Annotated in this window: 18 protein-coding genes; 10 read left to right on the plus strand and 8 right to left on the minus strand. The window is 38.4% G+C overall.

What is annotated here, in order from left to right:
• The first annotated feature begins 256 nt into the window (after nucleotides 1–256).
• Nucleotides 257–1,189 (plus strand): MBL fold metallo-hydrolase, encoded by a 933-nt coding sequence (locus CHSO_RS02210; RefSeq protein ID WP_052480466.1) that lies wholly within the window; start codon nucleotides 257–259, stop codon nucleotides 1,187–1,189.
• 30 nt (nucleotides 1,190–1,219) lie between these two features.
• Here the strand turns inward: CHSO_RS02210 and CHSO_RS02215 are convergent, their stop codons facing one another.
• Together CHSO_RS02215 and CHSO_RS02220 are read right to left on the minus strand one after the other, a co-directional pair.
• The gene (locus CHSO_RS02215) at nucleotides 1,220–2,755 is read right to left on the minus strand and encodes a YifB family Mg chelatase-like AAA ATPase (RefSeq protein WP_045491909.1); all 1,536 of its coding nucleotides are present in this window, start codon (nucleotides 2,753–2,755) and stop codon (nucleotides 1,220–1,222) included.
• 132 nt (nucleotides 2,756–2,887) lie between these two features.
• Nucleotides 2,888–3,847, minus strand: coding sequence for a hypothetical protein (locus CHSO_RS02220; RefSeq protein WP_045501732.1), 960 nt, complete (start codon nucleotides 3,845–3,847; stop codon nucleotides 2,888–2,890).
• 131 nt (nucleotides 3,848–3,978) lie between these two features.
• Here CHSO_RS02220 and CHSO_RS02225 point away from each other — a divergent pair, with 131 nt between their 5' ends.
• The 9 genes from CHSO_RS02225 to CHSO_RS02265 all read left to right on the plus strand — a co-directional run bounded on the left by CHSO_RS02225 (nucleotide 3,979) and on the right by CHSO_RS02265 (nucleotide 13,047).
• The gene (locus tag CHSO_RS02225; RefSeq protein ID WP_045491912.1) at nucleotides 3,979–5,577 is read left to right on the plus strand and encodes a Na+/H+ antiporter; all 1,599 of its coding nucleotides are present in this window, start codon (nucleotides 3,979–3,981) and stop codon (nucleotides 5,575–5,577) included.
• A 159-nt stretch (nucleotides 5,578–5,736) separates the two neighbouring features.
• Nucleotides 5,737–6,411: a 3,4-dihydroxy-2-butanone-4-phosphate synthase gene (gene ribB, locus CHSO_RS02230; protein ID WP_045491916.1), complete on the plus strand. Its 675-nt coding sequence runs from the start codon at nucleotides 5,737–5,739 to the stop codon at nucleotides 6,409–6,411.
• Nucleotides 6,412–6,423: 12 nt separating this feature from the next.
• Nucleotides 6,424–7,185 carry a siderophore-interacting protein gene (locus CHSO_RS02235; protein ID WP_045491919.1) on the plus strand — a complete coding sequence of 254 codons (762 nt, stop codon included), beginning with the start codon at nucleotides 6,424–6,426 and terminating at the stop codon, nucleotides 7,183–7,185.
• Nucleotides 7,186–7,260: 75 nt separating this feature from the next.
• Entirely contained in the window at nucleotides 7,261–7,698 is a 438-nt protein-coding gene (locus tag CHSO_RS02240) for a universal stress protein (protein WP_045491922.1), read from the plus strand.
• A gap of 71 nt (nucleotides 7,699–7,769) precedes the next feature.
• Complete coding sequence (locus tag CHSO_RS02245) at nucleotides 7,770–9,107, plus strand: TolC family protein (RefSeq protein WP_045491925.1); 1,338 nt, start codon at nucleotides 7,770–7,772, stop codon at nucleotides 9,105–9,107.
• A gap of 8 nt (nucleotides 9,108–9,115) precedes the next feature.
• Nucleotides 9,116–10,174: an HlyD family secretion protein gene (locus CHSO_RS02250; protein WP_232509139.1), complete on the plus strand. Its 1,059-nt coding sequence runs from the start codon at nucleotides 9,116–9,118 to the stop codon at nucleotides 10,172–10,174.
• A 6-nt stretch (nucleotides 10,175–10,180) separates the two neighbouring features.
• Nucleotides 10,181–11,734: a DHA2 family efflux MFS transporter permease subunit gene (locus CHSO_RS02255; RefSeq protein WP_232509140.1), complete on the plus strand. Its 1,554-nt coding sequence runs from the start codon at nucleotides 10,181–10,183 to the stop codon at nucleotides 11,732–11,734.
• Between the two features lie 43 nt (nucleotides 11,735–11,777).
• Nucleotides 11,778–12,461, plus strand: a complete 684-nt coding sequence (locus tag CHSO_RS02260) for a hypothetical protein (protein ID WP_052480467.1) — start codon at nucleotides 11,778–11,780, stop codon at nucleotides 12,459–12,461.
• 10 nt (nucleotides 12,462–12,471) lie between these two features.
• A complete protein-coding gene (locus CHSO_RS02265) occupies nucleotides 12,472–13,047 on the plus strand; it encodes a Crp/Fnr family transcriptional regulator (protein ID WP_045501738.1) in 576 nt (191 codons plus the stop codon).
• Between the two features lie 154 nt (nucleotides 13,048–13,201).
• On the opposite strand, the gene CHSO_RS02270 is transcribed toward CHSO_RS02265, so the two are convergent.
• From CHSO_RS02270 to CHSO_RS02295, 6 genes are all read right to left on the minus strand, one after another.
• Nucleotides 13,202–14,167, minus strand: a complete 966-nt coding sequence (locus tag CHSO_RS02270) for a T9SS type A sorting domain-containing protein (RefSeq protein WP_045491929.1) — start codon at nucleotides 14,165–14,167, stop codon at nucleotides 13,202–13,204.
• Nucleotides 14,168–14,209: 42 nt separating this feature from the next.
• On the minus strand, nucleotides 14,210–15,619 hold the full coding sequence (locus CHSO_RS24865) for an outer membrane beta-barrel protein (RefSeq protein ID WP_052480468.1): 1,410 nt from the start codon (nucleotides 15,617–15,619) through the stop codon (nucleotides 14,210–14,212).
• The gene (locus CHSO_RS02280) at nucleotides 15,612–16,178 is read right to left on the minus strand and encodes an RNA polymerase sigma factor (RefSeq protein ID WP_045491934.1); all 567 of its coding nucleotides are present in this window, start codon (nucleotides 16,176–16,178) and stop codon (nucleotides 15,612–15,614) included. The genes CHSO_RS24865 and CHSO_RS02280 overlap by 8 nt, the downstream gene beginning before the upstream one ends.
• Nucleotides 16,179–16,272: 94 nt before the next feature.
• Nucleotides 16,273–16,848 carry a DUF4840 domain-containing protein gene (locus CHSO_RS02285; protein WP_045491936.1) on the minus strand — a complete coding sequence of 192 codons (576 nt, stop codon included), beginning with the start codon at nucleotides 16,846–16,848 and terminating at the stop codon, nucleotides 16,273–16,275.
• Between the two features lie 287 nt (nucleotides 16,849–17,135).
• Nucleotides 17,136–18,551, minus strand: coding sequence for an efflux transporter outer membrane subunit (locus CHSO_RS02290; protein ID WP_045491938.1), 1,416 nt, complete (start codon nucleotides 18,549–18,551; stop codon nucleotides 17,136–17,138).
• Nucleotides 18,538–21,696, minus strand: coding sequence for an efflux RND transporter permease subunit (locus CHSO_RS02295; protein ID WP_045491940.1), 3,159 nt, complete (start codon nucleotides 21,694–21,696; stop codon nucleotides 18,538–18,540). Before CHSO_RS02295 ends, CHSO_RS02290 begins: the two co-directional genes overlap by 14 nt.
• Between the last annotated feature and the right edge of the window lie 7 nt (nucleotides 21,697–21,703).

Raw genomic sequence — 21,703 nt, forward strand, 5'->3', positions numbered from 1 at the left:
TATTTATGAATTTTACTTCCATAATATGATATTTTAAATAATTTGGCAATCAAACTTAACATAATAATTCAACCTATCTGTTACATAATTCCTATAATTTGTATCAACCTGGAATAGATATTCTAAAAGAATTTACAATTAAAGCACTGGATTCTAATTAATTACAATGACAACAACTCAATATCTTCCTATCTAGTGATCGAAGTGTATTAATATTTTTTAAATTTGTATAAAAGAAAAAACGCCTCATTTTAATATGGATCACCAATTGAAGAGAGATCATGGATTTATACATATTCCATGTCATGAACTAGATATTTTTATCCTTTCTGACGGGTATTTTGGTATTGGTTACCATCAGCCCATTTTAGCTCCCGACATTCCTCAAAATAGGGTAAAAAATGAACTCCGCAATCTATATTTGCCGGAGTCTTATTATGAAGCACCTATCAATGTAATGCTTGTCAAAAAAGCTGACCGTGTTATTTTAATAGATACTGGAGAAGGATTTTATGATGAAGAAAACGCAGGACAATTATTACACAGCCTTACAGAAGCTGGATTTACGCCGGAATCCATAACGGATATTCTGCTTACACATGCTCACAGAGATCATATCGGAGGAATTCTTTCTAAGAACGGTGAGGTTGTATTTCCAAATGCTCAATATTACATTTCACGTCAGGAATTTGAATTCTGGATGGCAGGTGAACCGGATTTTCAAAAAAGTAAAAATCCGGAAGGAGGAAAACCAAGTATTCCATTAGTCAGAAAAACGCTTTCTGCCATTGGCAATCGGCTTACAACATTTGAAATGGGAGATCTTTTGTTCTCCACTATTCAGACGCAGGCTGCTCCCGGACATACTCCCGGGCATATTATTTATACGGTGAATGATGGAGATATATCCATTACCAATGTAGTAGATGTTTTCCATTCTCCTCTACTCATTGCAAAACCGGACTGGGGAACGCAATGGGATATTGATTTTGAAACAGGCGTTGAAACCCGTAAAAAAGTTCTTGAAAACTGCTTTAAAAACAGAACACTAATCTGCTCGGCTCATCTTCCGTGGCCAGGTATTGGGTATATTAATAAAGTGAATGATCAGTTTCAATGGGTTCCTAAAGTATACAACCATCCTTTTTTGATCAATCTTAAAATGGATGTGGAAATAGAAGCCCTCTAACATTATTTCAGCAATAGAAGTCTGGATCTGTTATCCATTCCAGAATTCCCGGTCCAGACTTCTGTATTGTATGGCTTCAGAAATATGATAAGACATAATATTTTCAGATTCTTCAAGGTCCGCTATTGTTCTGGCAACTTTAAGGATCCTGTCATAAGCTCTTCCAGAAAGATTGAGTTTCTCCATAGCTAATTTGATGAGACTGAAAGAAGTTTCATCCAGTTCACAATACGCCTCAATTTCCTTAGGTCCTATTTGGGCATTACTGCTGATATTGAGGTTCTCATATCTTTTATTCTGAATATCTCGTGCTTTGAGTACGCGGTCTCTGATGTCTTTACTTTTTTCTCCTTTCCTTTTTTCGGAAAGCTGTTCAAATTCTACTTTCTGGACTTCGATATGGATGTCAATTCTATCTAAAAGCGGCCCTGAAAGTTTATTCATGTATCGCTGCATTTCGTAAACAGATGAGGTATTATTGGGATCATCAGGAAAAAACCCGCTTGGACTTGGATTCATAGAAGCTACCAGCATAAAACTTGCCGGATAATTGACGGTAAACCGGGCCCTTGAAATCGTTACTTCACGATCTTCCAAAGGCTGCCTCATCACTTCCAGCACTGTTCTTTTGAATTCCGGCATTTCATCCAGAAATAAAACCCCATTATGGGCCAGTGAAATTTCTCCCGGCTGAGGATAACTTCCCCCACCTACAAGGGCCACATCTGAAATTGTGTGATGTGGGGCCCGGAAGGGACGAAAAGTCATTAATGAAGCTTCTGTTCCTATTTTTCCTGCTACAGAATGAATTTTTGTGGTTTCCAGAGCTTCTTTTAAGGTTAATGGAGGTAAGATACTAGGAACTCTTTTGGCCAGCATGGTTTTTCCGCTACCGGGAGGTCCGATCAGAATGATATTATGTCCGCCTGCAGCCGCTACTTCCATAGCTCTTTTGGCTGTTTCCTGACCTTTAACTTCTGAAAAATCAAACGGAAAATCATTGATCCTTTCATGGAACTCTTTTTGAGTATCCAATATTACTTTCTCAATAGGTTTCCCTTCATTAAAAAAATCAATAACCTGCTTTATATTTTCCACTCCATATACATCAAGATCGCTAACAATAGCTGCTTCCCTAGCATTTTGAATAGGAAGAATAATTCCTTTAAAACCTTCTTCCCGAGCTTGAATTGCTATAGGTAACACACCTTTAATAGGCTGCAGGCTTCCGTCTAACGAAAGTTCACCCATAATGATGTAGTTCTGCGTTTCCTCAGCCAGAATCTGATCTGAAGCAGCTAATATTCCAATCGCGATACTCAGATCATAGGCAGCCCCTTCTTTTCTCAGATCTGCAGGAGCCATATTAATCGTAATCTTTTTTCCTGGAATTTTATATCCTACATTTTTCAGTGCAGCAGAAATTCTGTAACTGCTTTCTTTGATGGCATTATCGGGAAGTCCCACCAAATGGTATCCTACTCCGCCGGTATCTACATTTACTTCAATAGTTATTGTCTGGGCAGCAACGCCATGAATAGCACTGCCATAAATTTTGATCAGCATGGTGTGTTTTTGAAGTAAATATAATTAATATACTATTTTAATAATCTGAGAGTTATCCTGATAATTTTCTACAGAAAAAAGAATTTTGAAAATGATTTTAAGGAAAGTGAAGATTTAAATTCAGCCCAGTTCTTAATGATTACAATTAGCCACAAATAGAGGTTTTGGTAATTTTTTTAAAGCAACCTGCGGCTGTGAAGTTCCAGTAATTCTGTCAAACTTCATCAGCACATTATTATCATGGTAGTCTTTACTTTTATAATTCAGCTGCTTAGCCGGTACAGCAGCATTTACATAGGCATTTTTTTGTTTGTCGTATTTATAGCCAATCAGATCTATTTTTTCATTCATATCGTCATTCATGTTATAGGCATTGTTTACTAATTTATAATCTGCATTAAAGGCCATATCAAATGACTGGTTTATAAATTCCATTTCTTTTTCATTGGAAAACTCTTCTTTTACAGTAGATTTCTGAATGATCTCTCCTGAACCACTATTCAAATCCGACAATCCTTTTTTTGTAATTTTAAAAACAAAGTCGTTATGATACAGGCTATCCTGCATGTGTTGTATTATGAAATCATTATAATCTGTCGTTGGAAAGTTATACATTAACCTTGGAATATCTGCCGTTTTCCAATTTCCATCATTATGTTCTTCCAATAGGGTAATAGCTGGCCATTTCTCTTTGAACATATGAACATTAGGATAATCCAGACAGTTGGCTTCATCGTTAAAAAGAGACTGCATTTTGTTTGGAAACTCTCCTACTGCAATATTACTGTTTCCAATATCATCTCCTGTAAAATTAATCCGCATTCCTGTTTTAATATCAGGGTTTTTGCGGGCATATATGTAAAATTTATCTTCTGGGTTTTTAGGTTTCAGATACATAAGATCTTTATCAATATTCCACGTTCCTTTTATCAGCGTTGCATAAGCCATAATCAGAAATGTTTTATTTTTATTGATAATGAAAACCGCACCCTTTGCTTTATAGACTCCATCGATATTTTCTGCATTTTTTTGAGCATGAATCAGCGTAGTACAGAATATCATCAAAGGAAAAAGTATTGTATTCAATTTCATCATTAAACATTTTGATAAATATCGTGAAAAATTGGAAGGAAAAAAATTTTACAACCCTTTATCTTTTTTTGACACAGATCAAAGTTTTGCCTTTCTAAGCACAATAATTTTGCAGCACAATAAAGAAACGCATGGCAGAAATTGAAAAAATTATATGGATCTCTATTATTCTCATTGTTATTATTTCAGTAAAAGAAAAGCTCAAACTTGCGCTTCCTCTTTTACTTTTATCAGCAGGTCTTATTTTAAGTCTTACAAAGCTGGTTCCTTCTATAGATATGAGTCCGGAGATGATCTTTTATGTGGTTTTACCTCCTATTTTATTTGACGCAGCATGGAATACTTCTATTCCTGAATTTAAAAAAGAGCTTTCCAAAATATCCCTTCTTGCAGTAGGTTTGGTTTTCCTAACCACGACCATCATTGCATGTATTGCTCACAGTATTATTCCAGGTTTTTCGTGGCCATTGGCTTTTATTTTGGGAGCCATTATTTCCCCACCGGATGCTATAGCGGCAACCAGCATTACAAAAGGTCTTCCTTTACCTAAAAAGCTGGTTACCATCCTTGAAGGAGAAAGTCTTCTGAATGATGCATCAGCCCTTATTGCTTATAAATGTGCATTGATTGCTATTCTAAGTGGAGCTTTTTCTTTCTGGAATGCTGGTTTTCAATTTATAACCATCAGCTTAGGCGGAATTATTGTGGGCCTAGTGATAGGGTATGGATTCCTGAAACTGAACCGATTTTTGAACGGAAACAGTAATGCAGAAACCTTTGTGATTATTTTATTACCATTTGCCACTTACAGCATGGCTGAACATCTGGAATGCTCAGGAGTGCTGGCCGTTGTAGTCTTGGGTATGTTTCTTTCATGGAATTCTTTTTCTCTTTTCAGGACCAACAGCAGAATACAGATGAACCACTTCTGGGACGTTATCATATTTGTTCTGAACGGGTTGGTATTTCTGATTCTTGGGATGCAGCTTCCTCAGATTATTGCAGATATTCCTCATTCTGAGCTGCCAGTTCTAATTCTGTATGGTCTTCTCATCTTTGGAGTTCTTATTGTGATTAGGCTGTTTGTCATCTTTACATTTCCATTATTTTCAGGGAATAAAGTCAAAAAAGAAACAGGATTCTTTTCACAGGCGAAAAAGGAATATATTATCTTATCATGGTCAGGAATGAGAGGTGTTGTGTCATTAGCCGCCGCACTCGCAATGCCTTTAGAGGATCATGATGGAGTCTTAATTGCCCAGAGAAGCACCATCCTTTTTATCACATTTGTGGTCATCATTTTCACTTTACTCATCCAGGGTTTGACTTTACCCAATCTGATAAAGCTTATCAAGCCCACTGAAGAGGAAGACAAGAATGAAAAAGAGCTGAACATCCTTTTAATTGACCAGTCCCTTTCCTTTTTGGAAAATAAGAAAGGGGATCATTCTATCACTGAGGGGATTGTTTCCGGAATGATTGACAAATTGAAAAAGGAAGAAACGGAGCTATATCAAAACGAAAATTCTGAGCCTACTGACCATATAGAATGGAGAAAAGCCTATTTCAATATTGAAATTCAGCTTATAGAATTTCAACGGAAGGAACTTATTAAAAATTATTACAAAGGTGAATACTCACTTGAAGTGATCCGCAAAAAAGAGTGGGAATTAGACTTTTGGGCCACTACCGTTTATCATGAAATGGAAACATTAGAGTATAAAAATTAGAACTGGTCTTACTTTTTTAACCTAAGTCAAAGTTTTTCATTTCCGGCATGCCCAACTTTGCCTCACCAATTTAAAATACAGACTAAAAAACACAAATATCATACTACTAAAGAAAACAGGTAGCCAATTGGTTATCATATACAATTTAAATATTTACTTATGGAAAATATGTTAAAAATATTTGGCGAAAATTCCACAGACCGAGTTGAAAACGCAATCCAGGAATTGCAGGCAGGAAAAGGAGTTTTACTGATCGACAATGAAGATCGTGAAAATGAAGGCGATCTTATTTTCTCTGCAGAACATATGAATGAGGAAGATATGATGCAAATGATCCGGTATTGCAGCGGAGTCGTTTGCCTATGTCTCACCCATGAAAAAGCTGATGAATTGCAGCTTCCCTATATGGTACCCGATAATTCAAGTCCACATCAAACCCCTTTTACGGTTTCTATAGACGCCAGAAAAGGAGCTACAACCGGGCTTTCAGCAGCAGACAGAGTTGCAGCGGTGAAAGCTGTTATTTCTGAAGATGCACAACCAGATGACCTGGTTCGTCCCGGGCATGTCTTTCCTTTAAGAGCGCATAATGATGGTGTTTTGGGAAGAAACGGCCATACGGAAGGAAGTATAGATCTGATGCGCCTGGCCGGATTAAAACCTATGTCTGTTTTATGTGAGCTGATGAATGATGACGGAACCATGTCCAGGCTCCCGCAGATTGTTGTGTTTGCCCTAAAGCATGATTTAATGGTTTTATCCATAGAAGATATCATCGAATACAGACAAATGCACACTTCGGATAACTTATTAGAAGAAAATGTTTTACAATAAAATTTAACCATAATGAATTCAACCGAAACAAAAAAAATACGTTCAGTGTTTCATGTGAAACATAAAGAGTATATTACCCCCCATTTTATCCGGGTTATTTTCAATATTAATGACAATCAGGCAGAAATGCTCGCTAATGTAAAATCTGGTTCAAATAACAAGATATTTATCCCTACAGATGAACCAGATACACAGGAAATTATAAGAACATATACCAACCGAAAAATTGATCTTGAAAACAGGGAACTGAGCATTGATTTTGTGGCACACGGAGATAATGGACCTGCATCAGCATGGGCGTTAAACGTACAGGAAGGAGATTTTTTAGGTATAGGAATGAAAGCAAGCCCAAGACCTTTAGTTCCTGAAGCAAATTCTTATCTGTTCGTAGGTGACGCTACTGCCCTGCCTGTTATCTGTGCCATTGTAGAACAACTACCTGAAGGAGTGAATGTAAAGGTACTTTTGGAAACCTTCGGAAAAGAAGATGAAGTACTCTCCTGCTCTGCGGCCAATGTAGATATTGAATGGCTCTATAATCCAACACCGGAAAAAGGAAGCCAACTTGCAGAAGCGGCCAAACAATTTAAATTCCCGGAAGATGAGCAAAGAAAATATGTGTACGTAGCTGCAGAATATTCTACAGCAAAAGAACTTCGTGATTATTTCAAAGCTGATCCAACTTTGGATTCCCGTGCTCTGCATGCCATATCTTACTGGAAAGCCGGTGAATCGGAAGACCAAGCCGGATTGCATAAAAAACAGTCATCATAAAATTGTTTTTTAACCCAGGTCAAAGTTTTTATTCCTTCGATAATGGAATTTTGCAACACAATTTAAATATAAACTATGAACATTCAATCTATTGTCATTGCCCTGGATGAAAGTATTTTTTCTCCACGAATTGCTTCCCGGGGCTTTGAACTCGCTGTCTTTTTTAATGCTACTGTGAAGTTGCTGCTTGTAAGAAACAATACGGCTATTCTTAATGCCTCGTTAGCCAATACTTTTATAGAAAATGATGACCAAATGGAAAGACAAATGGCTAAAATAAAACAGGTTACCGAAAAATATAGTTTGGTAGAACATTCAACGACAATAATCAATGGAGATCCGCAGGAGCAGATCATTCAGTTCATGGTTAACAACAGCGCGGACCTATTAATTGTAGGTACCCATGGAAGAACCGGATTAGATCACCTCATCAGTGGCAGTACTGCAGAATACATCATCCGCCATTCTACCACTCCGGTATTGGTTCTTCCATACAATCACGAAACACACTAAATCTTATTCATCATAACTAATCTCTTAAAGCAAGCTCACTGCCTGCCCGGCGGAGCTGTGTCTTACAACAAATGAAAACACTAATCAACCCACTTCTCTGGAAATCTCTCCTGTTATGTCTTGGTACAGCATTGAGCATCTCCGGATATGCACAAACCCGTGTGCTGACTTTAAACCAAACGGTAGAAATGGCACTTTCAAACAGCAATGCCCTGAAACTGAAAAGGGCTTCTGTAGATCTTGCCATCAATAAATACAACCAGACCAAAGACCAGTCTCTTCCTACGGGAAGCGTCAGCGGAACATTTTCTCATACTGAAAATATCGCCAACCATATTAAACTGGGATCTCTTGACTGGATTCTTCCGAAAAGGGCCGAATCTTATGTAGGAAATGCTTCTCTTAACGAAACTATTTTCAATGGTTTTAAACTAAAGTATGCAAGGCAATCCACCCTACTCCTTTCTGAAATTGCGAAAACCAATGTCATCCTTACTGAGGATGAGGTGATTTACACTGCGGTCCAGATGTATTTTGATCTGTACAAAATTTCTCAAAGCCAAAAAATTGTACAGCAGAATCTTATGGCAGTTGATAATCTAATTCAACAGGCGGAACATTTTTACAGTCATGGCATTGTGACTAAAAACGATGTCTTACGCTTTAAACTTCAAAGATCCGGAATTGAGATTACCGCCTCAGACCTAGAGGCTACCCGCAAAATTGTATGTTATAATATGAATGTCCTTCTTGGACTTCCGGACAGCCTTGACCTACAGACAGATTCGGTGCTTTTAAAAGAAGAAGCTCCTTTTTCATTGGAACAATACCTGGATATGGCTTTCTCTCAAAGAAAGGAACTGGAACAAAATACTCTTCAATCCAAGGTTCATAATTTTTCATTTAAAGTTCTGAAAGCAGATGAGCTCCCCAAATTATCCGTGGGTGCAGGAATGGGCTACAACCATGCAGGGTCTATTTTCATTCCTTCCAATGGAACTTTTATCGCTCCGTTTTCTTTAGGGGCAACGGTTTCATGGGACTTTTCCACATTATGGACAAATAAGAACAAACTATCTGAAATTCAGATTAATCAGAAGCAGACTTCGATAGAAAAGAACATCTGGGCAGATAAAATCCGAACTGAAGTAAACCAGGCTTATCAATTGTATTTCAAAGCCTTAAATAAAGTTAATCTTCTTCATTCCTCTATTGAAGAGGCTACTGAAAATGACCGTATGCAGGCAGACCGTTACAAAAACAATGTAACCACCGTTACCGACCGTATTGATGCGGATACAAAACTTTATCAGGCACTGACAGATTTAGAGATCGCCCGTGCCGACGCGTCTATGGCATGGTATAATCTTCTAAAGGTTTCAGGAAAAATTTCAACGATTACTCAATAACAACGACTATGAACACTAACAATACTATGGAAGCTACTCCTTCTAAACAAAAAAAATACATTGTTCCCATCATTCTTCTGATCGTGATTGTCGCCGGAAGTATTTTCGGAATTAAGCAATATTTTTACCACCAAAGCCATGAAGATACAGATGATGCGCAGATAGACGGCGATCTAAGCGCCGTGGTAACCCGTGTAGGCGGTTACATTGATTCTATTGGATTTGAGGATAATCAACGTGTAAGCAAGGGACAGGTTCTGGTTCAATTAGAGGATCAAGAATACCGATTGAAGCTGGAACAGGCGATTGCTGCTCAAAAAACTGCTGGTTCAAAAATCGGGGTTTCTCAAACTCAGGTTTCAACGACCCATTCTGCATCTTTAGGATATAAAGCTAAAGTAGATGAGGCTAAAGCCAAATTATGGCAAGCCAATCAGGATTATGAGCGTTATGCAGCGTTGATTAAAAACGGATCTATTCCGCAGCAGACTTTTGATAAGGCTAAAGCGGAGCGCCAAATTGCTGAGGCAGCGCTACAATCTGCAGAAGAACAGTACAAAACAGCTGTTGCTCAGATTGGAAACAGCCAATCGGAACTGGTTGTAACGAATACGGCAACAGGCCAGCAGCAGGTAGATGTAGATTATGCTAAACTGCTTCTCTCCTACACTACTATTAAAGCTCCTGTTTCAGGAATTGTAACGAAACGCCGTGTACAAATGGGACAGTTGCTTCAGGCCGGACAAACGTTATTTGCTGTTGTAGATGAAAATAACCTGTATGTAACAGCGAACTTTAAAGAAACCCAGATGCAGCACATCCGTGCGGGGCAAAAAGCTGAAATCATTGTTGACGCTTACCCTAATGAGCCAATACAAGGAGTTGTACATAATTTTGCCGGTACTACAGGAGCAAAAATGTCTCTGTTACCACCCGATAACGCGACGGGTAACTTTGTGAAGGTTGTACAGCGTATTCCTGTGAAAATAAAAATCAATGCTACTCCAGAACTGCTTAAAAAGATTCGCCCGGGGATGAATGTGGAGGTAAGCGTATTAACTAAATAACTCAACATGATGGCTGAGAAAGGATTTAGAAAATGGGTGATCACGTTTACGATGGTACTGTCATGTATGCTTGAATTTTTAGACACCACCATTGTGAACGTTGCGATCCCTCATATTCAGGGAAATATGGGTGCCATATTAGAGGATGTTGCTTGGGTTTCTACCGGTTACGCTGTTGCCAATGTCATTATTTTACCGATGTCCGGATGGCTGGGAAGTCGTTTTGGAAGAAAGAATTACTTCTTATTTTCCATTATTGTTTTTACCATTGCTTCAATGCTCTGCGGGAACTCACACACTTTGGTTGAATTGGTGGCTTTCAGAATTCTGCAGGGATTGGCTGGCGGTGGTTTGATTTCTACAGCACAGGCTATTTTGCTGGAAACCTGGCCGCCTGAAGAAAGAGGTACAGCAACCGCAATTTTCGGTTTTGGCGCTGTAGTTGGGCCTACTGTGGCCCCCGCTTTAGGAGGTTATCTTACGGATCATTTCTCATGGCCGTGGGTGTTTTATATCAATCTTCCTTTGGGAATTTTGGCAGCTATTCTTACCTATCAGTATGTAAGGGAAACCCCAAAAGAAAGTACGGGGAAACCTGTCGACTGGTGGGGAATTCTGTTGCTGACCGTTGCCGTGGGAAGTTTACAGACTGTTCTTGAAAAAGGAGAAGAAAAAGACTGGTTCGCTACTAATTATATTACTGTACTTTGTGTGACTTCGGTGATTGGTATTTTATTATTTATCTGGCGGGAAACTACCACAGAGCACCCGGTTGTGAACCTTAAATTATTCAGGTACAGAAGTTTCTCTGCGGGAATGGTTACCTCGTTCCTCTTCGGAATTGGATTGTATGGATCGGTATTTATATTTCCGCAGTTCTGCCAGAGTCTATTGGGCTTTTCGGCACAACAGACAGGATTTCTACTGCTCCCGGGCCAGATCTTTACCATTGCACTGATGCCAACGGTAGGAAAACTCTTGAAAAAAGGAGTTCCGCCACAGCTGTTTGTAATTGCCGGATTCCTCTGCTTCTTTATTTTCCCAATGATTATGAGCAAGGCGACGTTGTCTTCCGGAAATACAGATTTCTACTTCCCACTTTATTTCAGAGGAATCGGAATCGGACTTTCATTTGTTCCGCTGATTACTCTGGCTATCAAAGACTTAAAAGGTCCAGAGATCGGACAGGGAGCAGGCTTGTACAATATGATGCGCCAATTAGGAGGTTCTTTTGGAATTGCAGGACTGGCTACTTCTGTTCACATCGGAAAGGGACAGCATCGGAACTATCTGTTGGAAAATATTAATGAATATGGATCTGCTTATTGGGAAAGAACTCAGGAGTATATTTCAGGCTTTATGGCTAAAGGCTTCTCTCATTCTGATGCTTCTGAAATGGCTTTACATGCGATAGATAAAGTGATCAATAAGCAAGCTATGCTGATGGGATTCACGGACGCTTACCAATATCTTGGAATTGCCATGCTTTGCTGTATTCCGTTTGTGCTGCTGCAAGGATTTAAAAAGAAAAAGGTAGAAATCCCGGCAGATGCTCATTAATATTTGATTTTAAAACAATTTATCACTCCAAAACAGTCGCAAAATGAAATCAGAATTAACCAATATCAACAGTGGTGAAATTATTGCTTCTAAAAAGCTTACTTCTAGCGCGTGGCATATAAAGCTAAAAGTTCCTTTTTATATAGAACTGGATATGGATAGAAATCCAGGATACATTATTCCTCTATTATTTGAAAATGAAGAACAGGGAGGCACTCAGATCATCAGATCTACTTTATGGAACTATGATGTGGTACGAAATACCATGGAAATTATCATTTATGCAAGAAAAAGTAATGAAGAATGGCTGGAAAGCCTATCTCCAGGAAAGACCATCCAGTATCTTGATCCTGAAGAAATTATTATACAGGGATTAAATGCTGAAATATATTACCTGATCGGCAATACGAATGCACAGGCCTTTTTCTATCAGTTCAATAGAAGCCTGCCTTTTACAAGTACGGTCAACAGTTTTATCTACAGCAAAAATACAGGGGAGTTTTTCCCGGATATTGACGGAAGCTACCCGCTCAATTATCACATTATCTATCCCTTCAGTCCTGAGCGGGTACTTCATCTTTTTAAAAAGGATTTTGAACGAGAGAATGACCGCTTTACTCTCCTCCTTTTCTGTGAACATGAAGTTAATACGTTATTTTCACAGTATTTTAAAAAGGAATGGGGAGTTGCTGAAAACCAGATTAGAATTGCGAATTATAATCATTAATACTTCCAACATGTATTCATTATTAGCTGAAAAAATTTCCCAGGTCACTTCAATTGATAAAGAAGGAATGGAAATCGTTCTGTCTTATTTTAAATATTTCCAGATCAAAAAGGAAGAGATTCTTCTGAATGAAAAGGAACACTCTTCCAGGATCTATTTTGTAGTGAAAGGTTGTCTCAGAATCTATTTTCTGCAGGCAGATGGTACGGAAGCAACAAGATATATTGCTTTTGAAAATAATTTTGCCAGTAACCTTGTAGGATTAATTACCGGTGAAGGTTCGGAAGAATACATTCAGGCTCTGGAAAGTTCTGAACTTCTTTATATTTATTTCAGGAATTTCCAAAGTCTTCTGAGCAGGGTTCCGGGTTGGGAAAAGTTTTACATCTACTATCTGGAAAACGCTTATGTGAACAATACCCGCCATCTGATGAGTTTTCTAACCATGGATGCTACAGAAAGATACAAACAGCTTCTGGAACAGAATCCTGCTGTTGTACAAAGACTTTCAAATAGAATGGTGGCCAATTATCTGGGCATTTCGCAGGAATCGTTAAGCAGACTGAAAGGAAGACTTTATAAATAAAAAATAACCAAATAACATCCTTAATTTTTTTACCAGACTCATGATTGGGTCTGGTTTTTTTATCAATATAAGCTGATACAAAATAAAATCGGCACAAAACAGATTGTGCCGATTTAACCACTATTAAAAACTAACGAAAAGATTATTTAATCCTTTATTTCTTTATCAATTTATTTTTATAGACTTCTCCTTTCACACTTTTGGAAATGACAATGTAGTTTCCGGGCACCAAATGGCTGACATCAATGCCTTGTCTATATTGGTGGTCATTTTTCTTAAGAACCAATTTTCCAGACATATCTATAATGGTAACCTCTTTATATTCCTCTGATTCTTTTCCGATATAAAGAAATTGTGCCGTAGGATTGGGGTATATATTTAATTTATTTTCTTTAGGCTTTGCTGCTTCTCCTGTTCCTAAGCTTCCACAGAATTCCCAATCACCATACTGCAATTCTACAAATGCGAACGGATCTAACATTCTGCACTGATCCGGACAATATTCTGTACAGGCATAGAATCCATATTTCCCAGGTTCAGTAGTCGTATAAGTATCTCCGGTTACATTAGGGATCACACAAGGATCTCCCGTAAAAGGTGCAGTGGTGGTTGGTACACATTTAAACCAGGTATGCGGGCCATACACCACAGGAAATACATTATCAAATTTCACAGGAGCTTCCGTGCATACATGTATTATCCCATCATCTACAATCTCATAAGTTCCCGGAACAAAAGTGGACATCATAGCAGGAAGCCCAAATACATATCCATCAGCCATTACTGCCGGACTTTCTGCCGTACAGTCTGCCTGTGTAACTGCTACCTTAAAATAATACAGCTGGTCATTTCCGTTGATCGTTAACTGCTGTGAGGTAGCTCCCGGAATGATCACCCATGGATTGGGATTGGGTGTCTGCCAAGTCCATTCCTGCTTGTACCATTGATAAGAAGCAAACGTTTGTGTAGTGGAAAGTATCTCATCTTCATTCTCACAGAACAGGATCTTATCCGCAAATACAGCACCTAATCTGGGACTGGTAATGGTAGGGTCACACTGTGCCTTTATCATCAGAAAGTTGAATAATAAAAATGTTAAAAAAATCAGTTTTGTTTTCATATATTGACATTTAAGTTGATTTCTATTTAAAAGTCATCAGCATTAATCAATCAACAATCTGATCCCGAATTTTATATTAAAATGCAGGGGTTTTTCCTTATAAATGGTATTGGGAGAATTCTCATCTTTGAAATGATATCCAATCCCCGGCTCCGCATAAATCCCTAATCTATTAACCACCTTCATCTGAAGTCCTACTGCCGTATTCACCGAAAACGACAGTGGTTTATGATCCAAATTCTCTTTCGAAGTTTCTTTTACCTCATCATTTACGACATAACTTGTTGTAATACTTCCTGATATAGGCTTTTCTACCAGCGCGCCTCCTGTAACATATCCTGTAAACCTCCCTTTCTGGATGACATTATAATTAACCTGAACAGGAATTCCGATATAGTGAACTTTCTGCTCTCCTTTAATATAATTATCATTGCTTCCGGAATGAAGCTCAGAAACCAGTTTGGTATAATTGAGCCCAGTTCCTATTCCCCATCTTTTTCCCAGATTATAATACACCGACAGTCCGAATGTTACCGGAACCTTATGTCTGATTCTGGCTTCTACCGGTTTACTCTGATTGGCCAATAGTATTTGAGTCAAAGGATCATCTACATATTCAGAAGCAGTCCAGACCTGCTCAAAATTCATCGGTTTCCCACTAACAGAAGCATAACCATGAAACTGCTGTTCTGCAGAATTGGATGACGCATTTCCGGTAAGCATACTTAGCATCCATTTCTTTTCAGCGCTGGATTTTACATTCTTAGTTTTGGTATTATCTGCGTATTTTTCAGACAACTCCTTTTCAACATTATTTGCTTCTTTTTCAGCCTCTTCATTCTTTATGTTATTATTAACCAAAGGCATTTCTTTGGTTTTATTCTCTTCTGGAACCAAAATGGATTGCTCTAATTCATTTATTCGGATAACATCTTTAACGTTTTCATCATTTCCGGATTCCTTTCCATCTGCTTTTTCAGACTTTATCTGTCTTATATTTCTAACATAAGGATATAATGTATTAAAATCATCGTGAGCTAAAGGGATATCTGCCTTTGAGTTTCCCCAAATCTTTTTACTATCTTCTTGTTCAGCATTGTTCAAAGGTAAATTTGTATCTGTTCTTTTATTACTTTTATGAGAATCGGATGGATTCCGTGAAAGTGTATTCTGATCCTCTTCCGGCACTATTTTTATCATCATAAAAATCAAAACGGCTGCGGCAGCAACACCGCCGATACGATAAAACCAAAATTTACTTCCAGAACTTGCTGCATGTATCTTTTTCTCTTCATTTGCAGCATCATTTGCAGGAATAAAGCCTATTATCAACTTATTTTCCTCTTCTTCTGAGAACAGTTCATCCTTGATGTCATCCCACAATCCTTCCGGAACCTCTTCTTCATGGTTCTCCATTCTGCTTCGCAGGTTATTGAGCCATTCGTTATTCATATTGTGCTTTTTTTGACATTTTAAACTCCTTTATTTTCTGAGCCAGCAGCCCTTTTGCACGGTGAAACTGGGATGCTGAAGAATTTTCTGCAATTCCCAGCAGTGATGCAATTTCCTTATGGCTTTTCTGTTCAAACACATACAGGTTGAAAACTGTTCTGTATCCGTCCGGAAGAGACTGTATCAATCTCATAATATCTTCTTTCGGGATTTCCTCAAAATCAGGTTCTTCTTCATTGGGGAGGTCGGGAAGATCATCTACCTCAACGGAAGATTTAAGATCTCCTTTCTGCCTGATATGCTTCAATGATTCATTCACTGCAATACGGGTAATCCATGCTCTCAGGGAGCCATCTCCTCTATATTCAAATGATTCTATGGAACGAAACATCTTGATAAAACTGTTCTGAAGGACATCATGCACATCTTCTTTTTCATTAATATACCGGGAACATACATAGGACAAATTCCCTGAATAAGCTCCAAAAAGCTCTTTCCAGGCGGCTTCCTCCTTCCGCAGAAGACGATTTACCAAAATTTGTTCTTTACTTTCTCCCATGCACTGCTTCAGTATACGATATTTTGATTAAAATTTTAAAGCAAAAATAGATTGCATCGTATAAATACAATCTATTTATAGTAATAACCATTAATTAATATTTTACGCAGAACGGAAAATTATAATTAATCGTTTCATAAGGGGCAAGTACTGTACCGTCTACGGTAATTTTCTCTGCTGTCAATGCAAATCGTAATGAGCCGTCCATCCCTACATAAAACCCTTTCTGCTTAGCTATCAATCCTATCTCTGTCTTTTTGGTTACTCCATCCACAGGAATCTGAATGACCAAGGGTGTAGGAGCGAAAGATAATTCAACCACATTGTTGACTGCATTTACGGAAGCAGTGTATTTAATTTCATACTTCACCTTTCCTACCGCTTTAATAGCTGCTTCTGCTTTTAACGGATCTTTTATTACGCTTTTCACAATTTCATCCACAGGAAATTCTGAAAACATAATCGTATCTTTTTTTGCTTTAAAATTCTTTATCTTTTCTGTTCGGTTATCTCCCTGTATGGTAATGAGTCTTCCTTTATAGTCTCCATTCACATCTTCCAGTGTTACTGGTCTGATTTCCGGACCGTCTACACTGCATGAATACAATGTAAACCCTGTTACTACCATTAAAATAGCTGTTAAAAATTGAGATACTGTAAACTTTTTCATTGCATTATTTTTTCATTAAACATTAATTATTTTGAGTACTCATTGATATAAACCTCCTTTTTCGGAAATCTTGCATCCTTTTTTCAAAAAAAATCATTTTTTTTTCATAACTCACTGATTTTATGGATTAAAAAATTCAATCTGAATAAATATTTATTCAATAAAAAAAGACAATCGTTTTGAATTTCATATTTCAGTGATTGAATTTTTGATCCTTCAATATCTTACAATAAAAAAGGAAGCTACGTAATGCAGCCTCCTTCCTATTTACTATTTTCAATTACATTTTACTGTACTCCACCGCCCAATGCGCGGTAAAGATCAACTTCAGCATTTAATCTTTCCAATGTTACATTAATAGCTTCCAGGTCATTCTGAAGTTTATTATTCTGAGCCGTAATAACCTCAAGGTAGGTTGCCATTCCGCTTTTATACAATTTTAAGGCATCTCCAATTCCTTTGTCTAAAATGGCTGTTCTCTGTTCCAAAAGCTGTAATCTTTCTGAAGTTCCCTGAGTTTTTGCCATAGCATCAGAAACTTCTCCTACAGCTGTCATTACCGACTGTTTAAAGTTGACCGCCGCTTTTTCCTGTTCAATTAATGCCGTTTCATAGGCGGTTTTTAACTGTTTTTTTTGAAAAATCGGAGCTGCTAAATTAGCCGCCACCGCTTTGGTAATAGATCCCGGAATATCAAACCAAGAACTGAATTTATTGGAATTAACTCCAATCTGTGGGCTCAGGCTGATGCTCGGATACATCGCAGCCTTAGCCAATCCTGTTTTTGAATTCAGGCTGATCACATTAAATTCTGCCATCTTCAGATCCGGTCTTCTGCTTAATAACTGTGCAGGGAGTCCTTCTGCCAGTTTATTTTGTGGGATCATTGTTTTCAGATTTCCTGATCTTTCAATTTTTGTTGGATATTCCCCACAAAGGATGCTCAATGCATTTTCCTGAACAGAGATATTCTGCTTAGCCAAAGGAATCAAAAGTTCAGCAGTTTTCTTTTGCGCTTCCGACTGCTGCACGGCCAATGAATTAATCTGCCCTGCCTTAAACTGAAGATCCATCATTTTAAGCGTATTATTACTTAGCTCAATATTCTGTTCCGCAATTTTCATCTGCTCATCTAAACTTATCAGATTATAGTAAGCCTGAGCTACCTGAACAATGATTCTGCTTTTTACAGCGTTTAAATTTTCTTTTTGGGCAAAGTATTCTGCAGCCGCAGATTCTTTCTGCATTTTGGCTTTACCCCAGATATCAACTTCCCACGAAAGTCTCAGACTGGCACTGAAATCATCCATATGTGTTGTTCCTGCAAACTGTTCGTTAAGTGAGCCGTTAAGAGTATTTTTAGAAGCCCAGCTTCTGTTGGCCCCTGCACTGAGATCCAGTGTTGGAAGAAGAGAGAGTTTCGCCTGTTTGTATATCAAATCCAGCTGTTCTATATTTTTCAGAGCAACATTTACCTCATTATTTCTGGTTAAAGCTTTATCTATCAAACCGATCAGCTTAGGGTCCTTAAAGAACGTCTTCCATGGCAGCACTACCGTATCTCCTGTTACCTGCATAGATTCTTTATAGGTTTCCGGCACCTGAAGTTCTTTCCTTGCATAGGGTTTCCCCACGGCGCAAGACACCAATACTGATGCTATTGCGCCTGAAATGAAGAAACTCTTTATATTAAATATTCTCATTTGTCAATTGATTTTGGATTACAGGATATTTTTTTTTGGATGAAAATTTCTCGTCCAAATACTGGAAGAACATATACAGCACAGGAATTACAAATACTCCAAGCACTACTCCACTTAGCATTCCTATGGCAGCACTCACACTGATGGATTTGTTTCCTGAGGCCATTCCTCCTGTTGAAATCATCAATGGAATCATTCCTACAATAAAGGCTAATGATGTCATGATGATCGGACGTAGTCTTGCTTTCGCACCTTCCAATGCGGAATCCAGAATAGAAAGTCCTGCTTTTCGTCTCTGGACGGCAAATTCTACAATAAGGATCGCGTTTTTCGCCAGTAGACCAATAAGCATAATCAATCCTACCTGTACATAGATATTATTATCCAATCCAATCGCTTTAATTCCGAGGAATGCACCCAAAATTCCCGTTGGAATGGAAAGCATTACCGCTAAAGGAAGAATGTAACTTTCGTATTGCGCTGCAAGAAGCAGGTAAACGAAAAGTAAACACAATCCAAGGATCACAGCAGTCTGATTTCCTGCTGATTTTTCTTCCAAACTTAAACCAGTCCATTCATAACTGTAGTCAGATGGAAGTTTATTCAAGGTTGGTTCAATCTTATCCATCAAAGCTCCGTTACTGATTCCCGGTTTCGGCACCACGTTAATATTCAATGAATTATAAAGATTATATCGCTGAACGGATTCTGGGCCATATACTTTTTTCAAAGTGATCAAGGTATTGGCAGGAACCATTTCTCCTTTATTATTTTTCACGAAAATATCATTGAACGCCTGCTCATCCATTCTGAAAACACCGTCAGCCTTGATATTCACTCTGTAGAACTTTCCGAATCTGGAAAAATTCTGAGACTGATCTCCTGAGAAATAGGTCTGGATTGATCCTAACAAGTTGGAGATACTTACTCCTAATTGCTTGGCTTTATCTTCATTTACTTCAAGTTCCAGCTGAGGATAATCTGCTCTGAACATGGTGTAAGCATAAGCTACTTCCGGCACCTGCATCAATTGTCCGATCACATCATCTGCCTTAGACTTAAGAACCTGAGGATCTCTACCCATACGATCCTGAAGAACGATCTCAGCATCATTGGTTACTCCATATCCTTCTACCGGCGGCATTCTGAAGCTCATTACGCTTCCTTCTTTGATAACAGACAGTTTTCCGTTAACAATATTCATGATCTCGTCAATATCCTGAACAGCTCCTCTTTCTTTTTTAGGCTTTAATTTCACAAATCCCATTGCATAAGCCGGTCCGGCACTGTTGCTTAACAGGTTAAATCCCGTAATGGAAGTATTCTCCTGAACAGCGTCTACTGTTTTTAAGATCGTATTGATCTTGTTGGAAACTTCTGTGGTTTTTGTCAATCCGGTTCCTGGCGGCATACTCAATGAGTACATAAAGAATCCGTCGTCTTCCATCGGAACGAAACTTTTGGTGGTGCTTGACATTAACCATGCTGAAAGCCCTATAATTCCGGCCACCAATCCTGCTGCAATCCATTTTTTCCCGATTAAAAATCTTACTCCTTTTGCATAACGCTCTGTCATATTATTGAACCCTGCATTAAAGGCAACAGCAAATCTCTGTCCGAATCCTTTTGGTTTTCCGCCTTCTTCTGCATGATGGTTTTTCAAGAATACAGCACATAACGCTGGTGTTAAAGTAAGCGCGTTTACGGCAGAAATAATAATCGCAATGGCTAATGTATAGGCAAACTGCTTATAGAATAATCCTGCAGAGCCAGACATAAATCCAATTGGAATAAATACGGCTGACATTACCAATGTAATGGAAATAACAGCTCCTGTAATTTCACTCATCGCTTTGTGCGTGGCATCTCTCCCCGAAAGGTTTGTTCCTTCCATATTACTGTGGACGGCTTCTACCACTACAATGGCATCATCCACTACAATACCGATCGCCAGCACAAGGGCAAATAGCGTCAACACATTAATCGTAAATCCTAATACCAAAAGAAAGAAGAAGGTACCAATAATGGCTACCGGAACAGCAATCGCCGGAATAATGGTAGATCTGAAATCCTGTAAAAAGACAAATACCACAATAAATACAAGGATAAAAGCTTCTATCAGCGTAGATTTCACTTGGCCTGTTGCTTCATCCAATCTTTCTTTGGTACTCATCACCTTGGTATATTTAATACCCGGCGGGAAAGATTTTGATAACTGGTCAATCGCTTTGTTTACTCCTATTTCAATTTCATTGGCGTTGGATCCTGTGGTCTGCATAATGGCAACCGTAACCGCATTTTTACCATTGGAAAGGTTATCTCCGGTGTTGTTAATGGACCCAAATTCTATTCTGGCTACATCTTTAAGCCTGATCACATTGGTTCCGTCATTTTTAACGACCATGTTTTCATATTGTTCCGGCTTATTCTTTTTTCCTTTATATCTAATTACATATTCTAAAGCTGCATTGGATTCTTCACCCAATTTACCTGGTGCAGATTCTAAACTGTGGTCTGCAATGGCATTGGAAATATCTGAGGGTTCCAACCCGTAGGAAGCCATCTTCTGCGGATTAAGCCATATCCTCATGGAATAATCTTTAATTCCGAAGATCTGTGCCTGTCCTACTCCTTTTACCCTTTTAATCTGCGGAATAAGGTTGATATTGGCAAAGTTCTGAAGAAAGGTTTCATCATATTGCTTATTATCTTCAGTATAAATATTGAAAATCAATACCATACTGTTCTGCTGTTTTGAGGTAGTAAGACCCATTCTTACCACTTCTTGAGGCAATATTGGTGTGGCCTGCTGTACTCTGTTCTGTACATTTACTGCGGCCTGATCTGCATTTACACCCTGTTTGAATATGACAGAAATGGTAAAAGTTCCGTCATTACTTGCCGTGGATTTCATATAGCTCATGTCTTCCACCCCGTTGATCTGTTCTTCCAGAGGGGTTACTACAGAACGGATTACCGTTTCACTGTTTCCCCCCGGATAAGACCCTGAAACCGTAATGGTAGGCGGAGAAATGTCCGGGAATCGGGTCACGGCCAACTGGTTTAATCCAATGATCCCCAAAATGACAATGATAAGGGATATTACCGTCGCCAGTACCGGACGGTCTATTATCTTTTTTAACATTTTCGAA

This window comes from Chryseobacterium sp. StRB126 (assembly GCF_000829375.1).
Taxonomy (GTDB): Bacteria; Bacteroidota; Bacteroidia; order Flavobacteriales; family Weeksellaceae; genus Chryseobacterium.

What these genes read in the sequence shown, in the direction of transcription:
- CHSO_RS02270 (WP_045491929.1), bottom strand. Translation starts at nt 14,167, where the DNA reads ATGAAAACAAAACTGATTTTTTTAACATTTTTATTATTCAACTTTCTG.
- CHSO_RS02225 (WP_045491912.1), top strand. Translation starts at nt 3,979, where the DNA reads ATGGCAGAAATTGAAAAAATTATATGGATCTCTATTATTCTCATTGTT.
- CHSO_RS02245 (WP_045491925.1), top strand. Translation starts at nt 7,770, where the DNA reads ATGAAAACACTAATCAACCCACTTCTCTGGAAATCTCTCCTGTTATGT.
- CHSO_RS02285 (WP_045491936.1), bottom strand. Translation starts at nt 16,848, where the DNA reads ATGAAAAAGTTTACAGTATCTCAATTTTTAACAGCTATTTTAATGGTA.
- CHSO_RS02235 (WP_045491919.1), top strand. Translation starts at nt 6,424, where the DNA reads ATGAATTCAACCGAAACAAAAAAAATACGTTCAGTGTTTCATGTGAAA.
- CHSO_RS02290 (WP_045491938.1), bottom strand. Translation starts at nt 18,551, where the DNA reads ATGAGAATATTTAATATAAAGAGTTTCTTCATTTCAGGCGCAATAGCA.
- CHSO_RS02210 (WP_052480466.1), top strand. Translation starts at nt 257, where the DNA reads ATGGATCACCAATTGAAGAGAGATCATGGATTTATACATATTCCATGT.
- CHSO_RS02295 (WP_045491940.1), bottom strand. Translation starts at nt 21,696, where the DNA reads ATGTTAAAAAAGATAATAGACCGTCCGGTACTGGCGACGGTAATATCC.
- CHSO_RS02255 (WP_232509140.1), top strand. Translation starts at nt 10,181, where the DNA reads ATGATGGCTGAGAAAGGATTTAGAAAATGGGTGATCACGTTTACGATG.
- CHSO_RS02215 (WP_045491909.1), bottom strand. Translation starts at nt 2,755, where the DNA reads ATGCTGATCAAAATTTATGGCAGTGCTATTCATGGCGTTGCTGCCCAG.
- CHSO_RS24865 (WP_052480468.1), bottom strand. Translation starts at nt 15,619, where the DNA reads ATGAATAACGAATGGCTCAATAACCTGCGAAGCAGAATGGAGAACCAT.
- CHSO_RS02265 (WP_045501738.1), top strand. Translation starts at nt 12,472, where the DNA reads ATGTATTCATTATTAGCTGAAAAAATTTCCCAGGTCACTTCAATTGAT.
- CHSO_RS02260 (WP_052480467.1), top strand. Translation starts at nt 11,778, where the DNA reads ATGAAATCAGAATTAACCAATATCAACAGTGGTGAAATTATTGCTTCT.
- CHSO_RS02240 (WP_045491922.1), top strand. Translation starts at nt 7,261, where the DNA reads ATGAACATTCAATCTATTGTCATTGCCCTGGATGAAAGTATTTTTTCT.
- CHSO_RS02220 (WP_045501732.1), bottom strand. Translation starts at nt 3,847, where the DNA reads ATGAAATTGAATACAATACTTTTTCCTTTGATGATATTCTGTACTACG.
- CHSO_RS02280 (WP_045491934.1), bottom strand. Translation starts at nt 16,178, where the DNA reads ATGGGAGAAAGTAAAGAACAAATTTTGGTAAATCGTCTTCTGCGGAAG.
- ribB (WP_045491916.1), top strand. Translation starts at nt 5,737, where the DNA reads ATGGAAAATATGTTAAAAATATTTGGCGAAAATTCCACAGACCGAGTT.
- CHSO_RS02250 (WP_232509139.1), top strand. Translation starts at nt 9,116, where the DNA reads ATGAACACTAACAATACTATGGAAGCTACTCCTTCTAAACAAAAAAAA.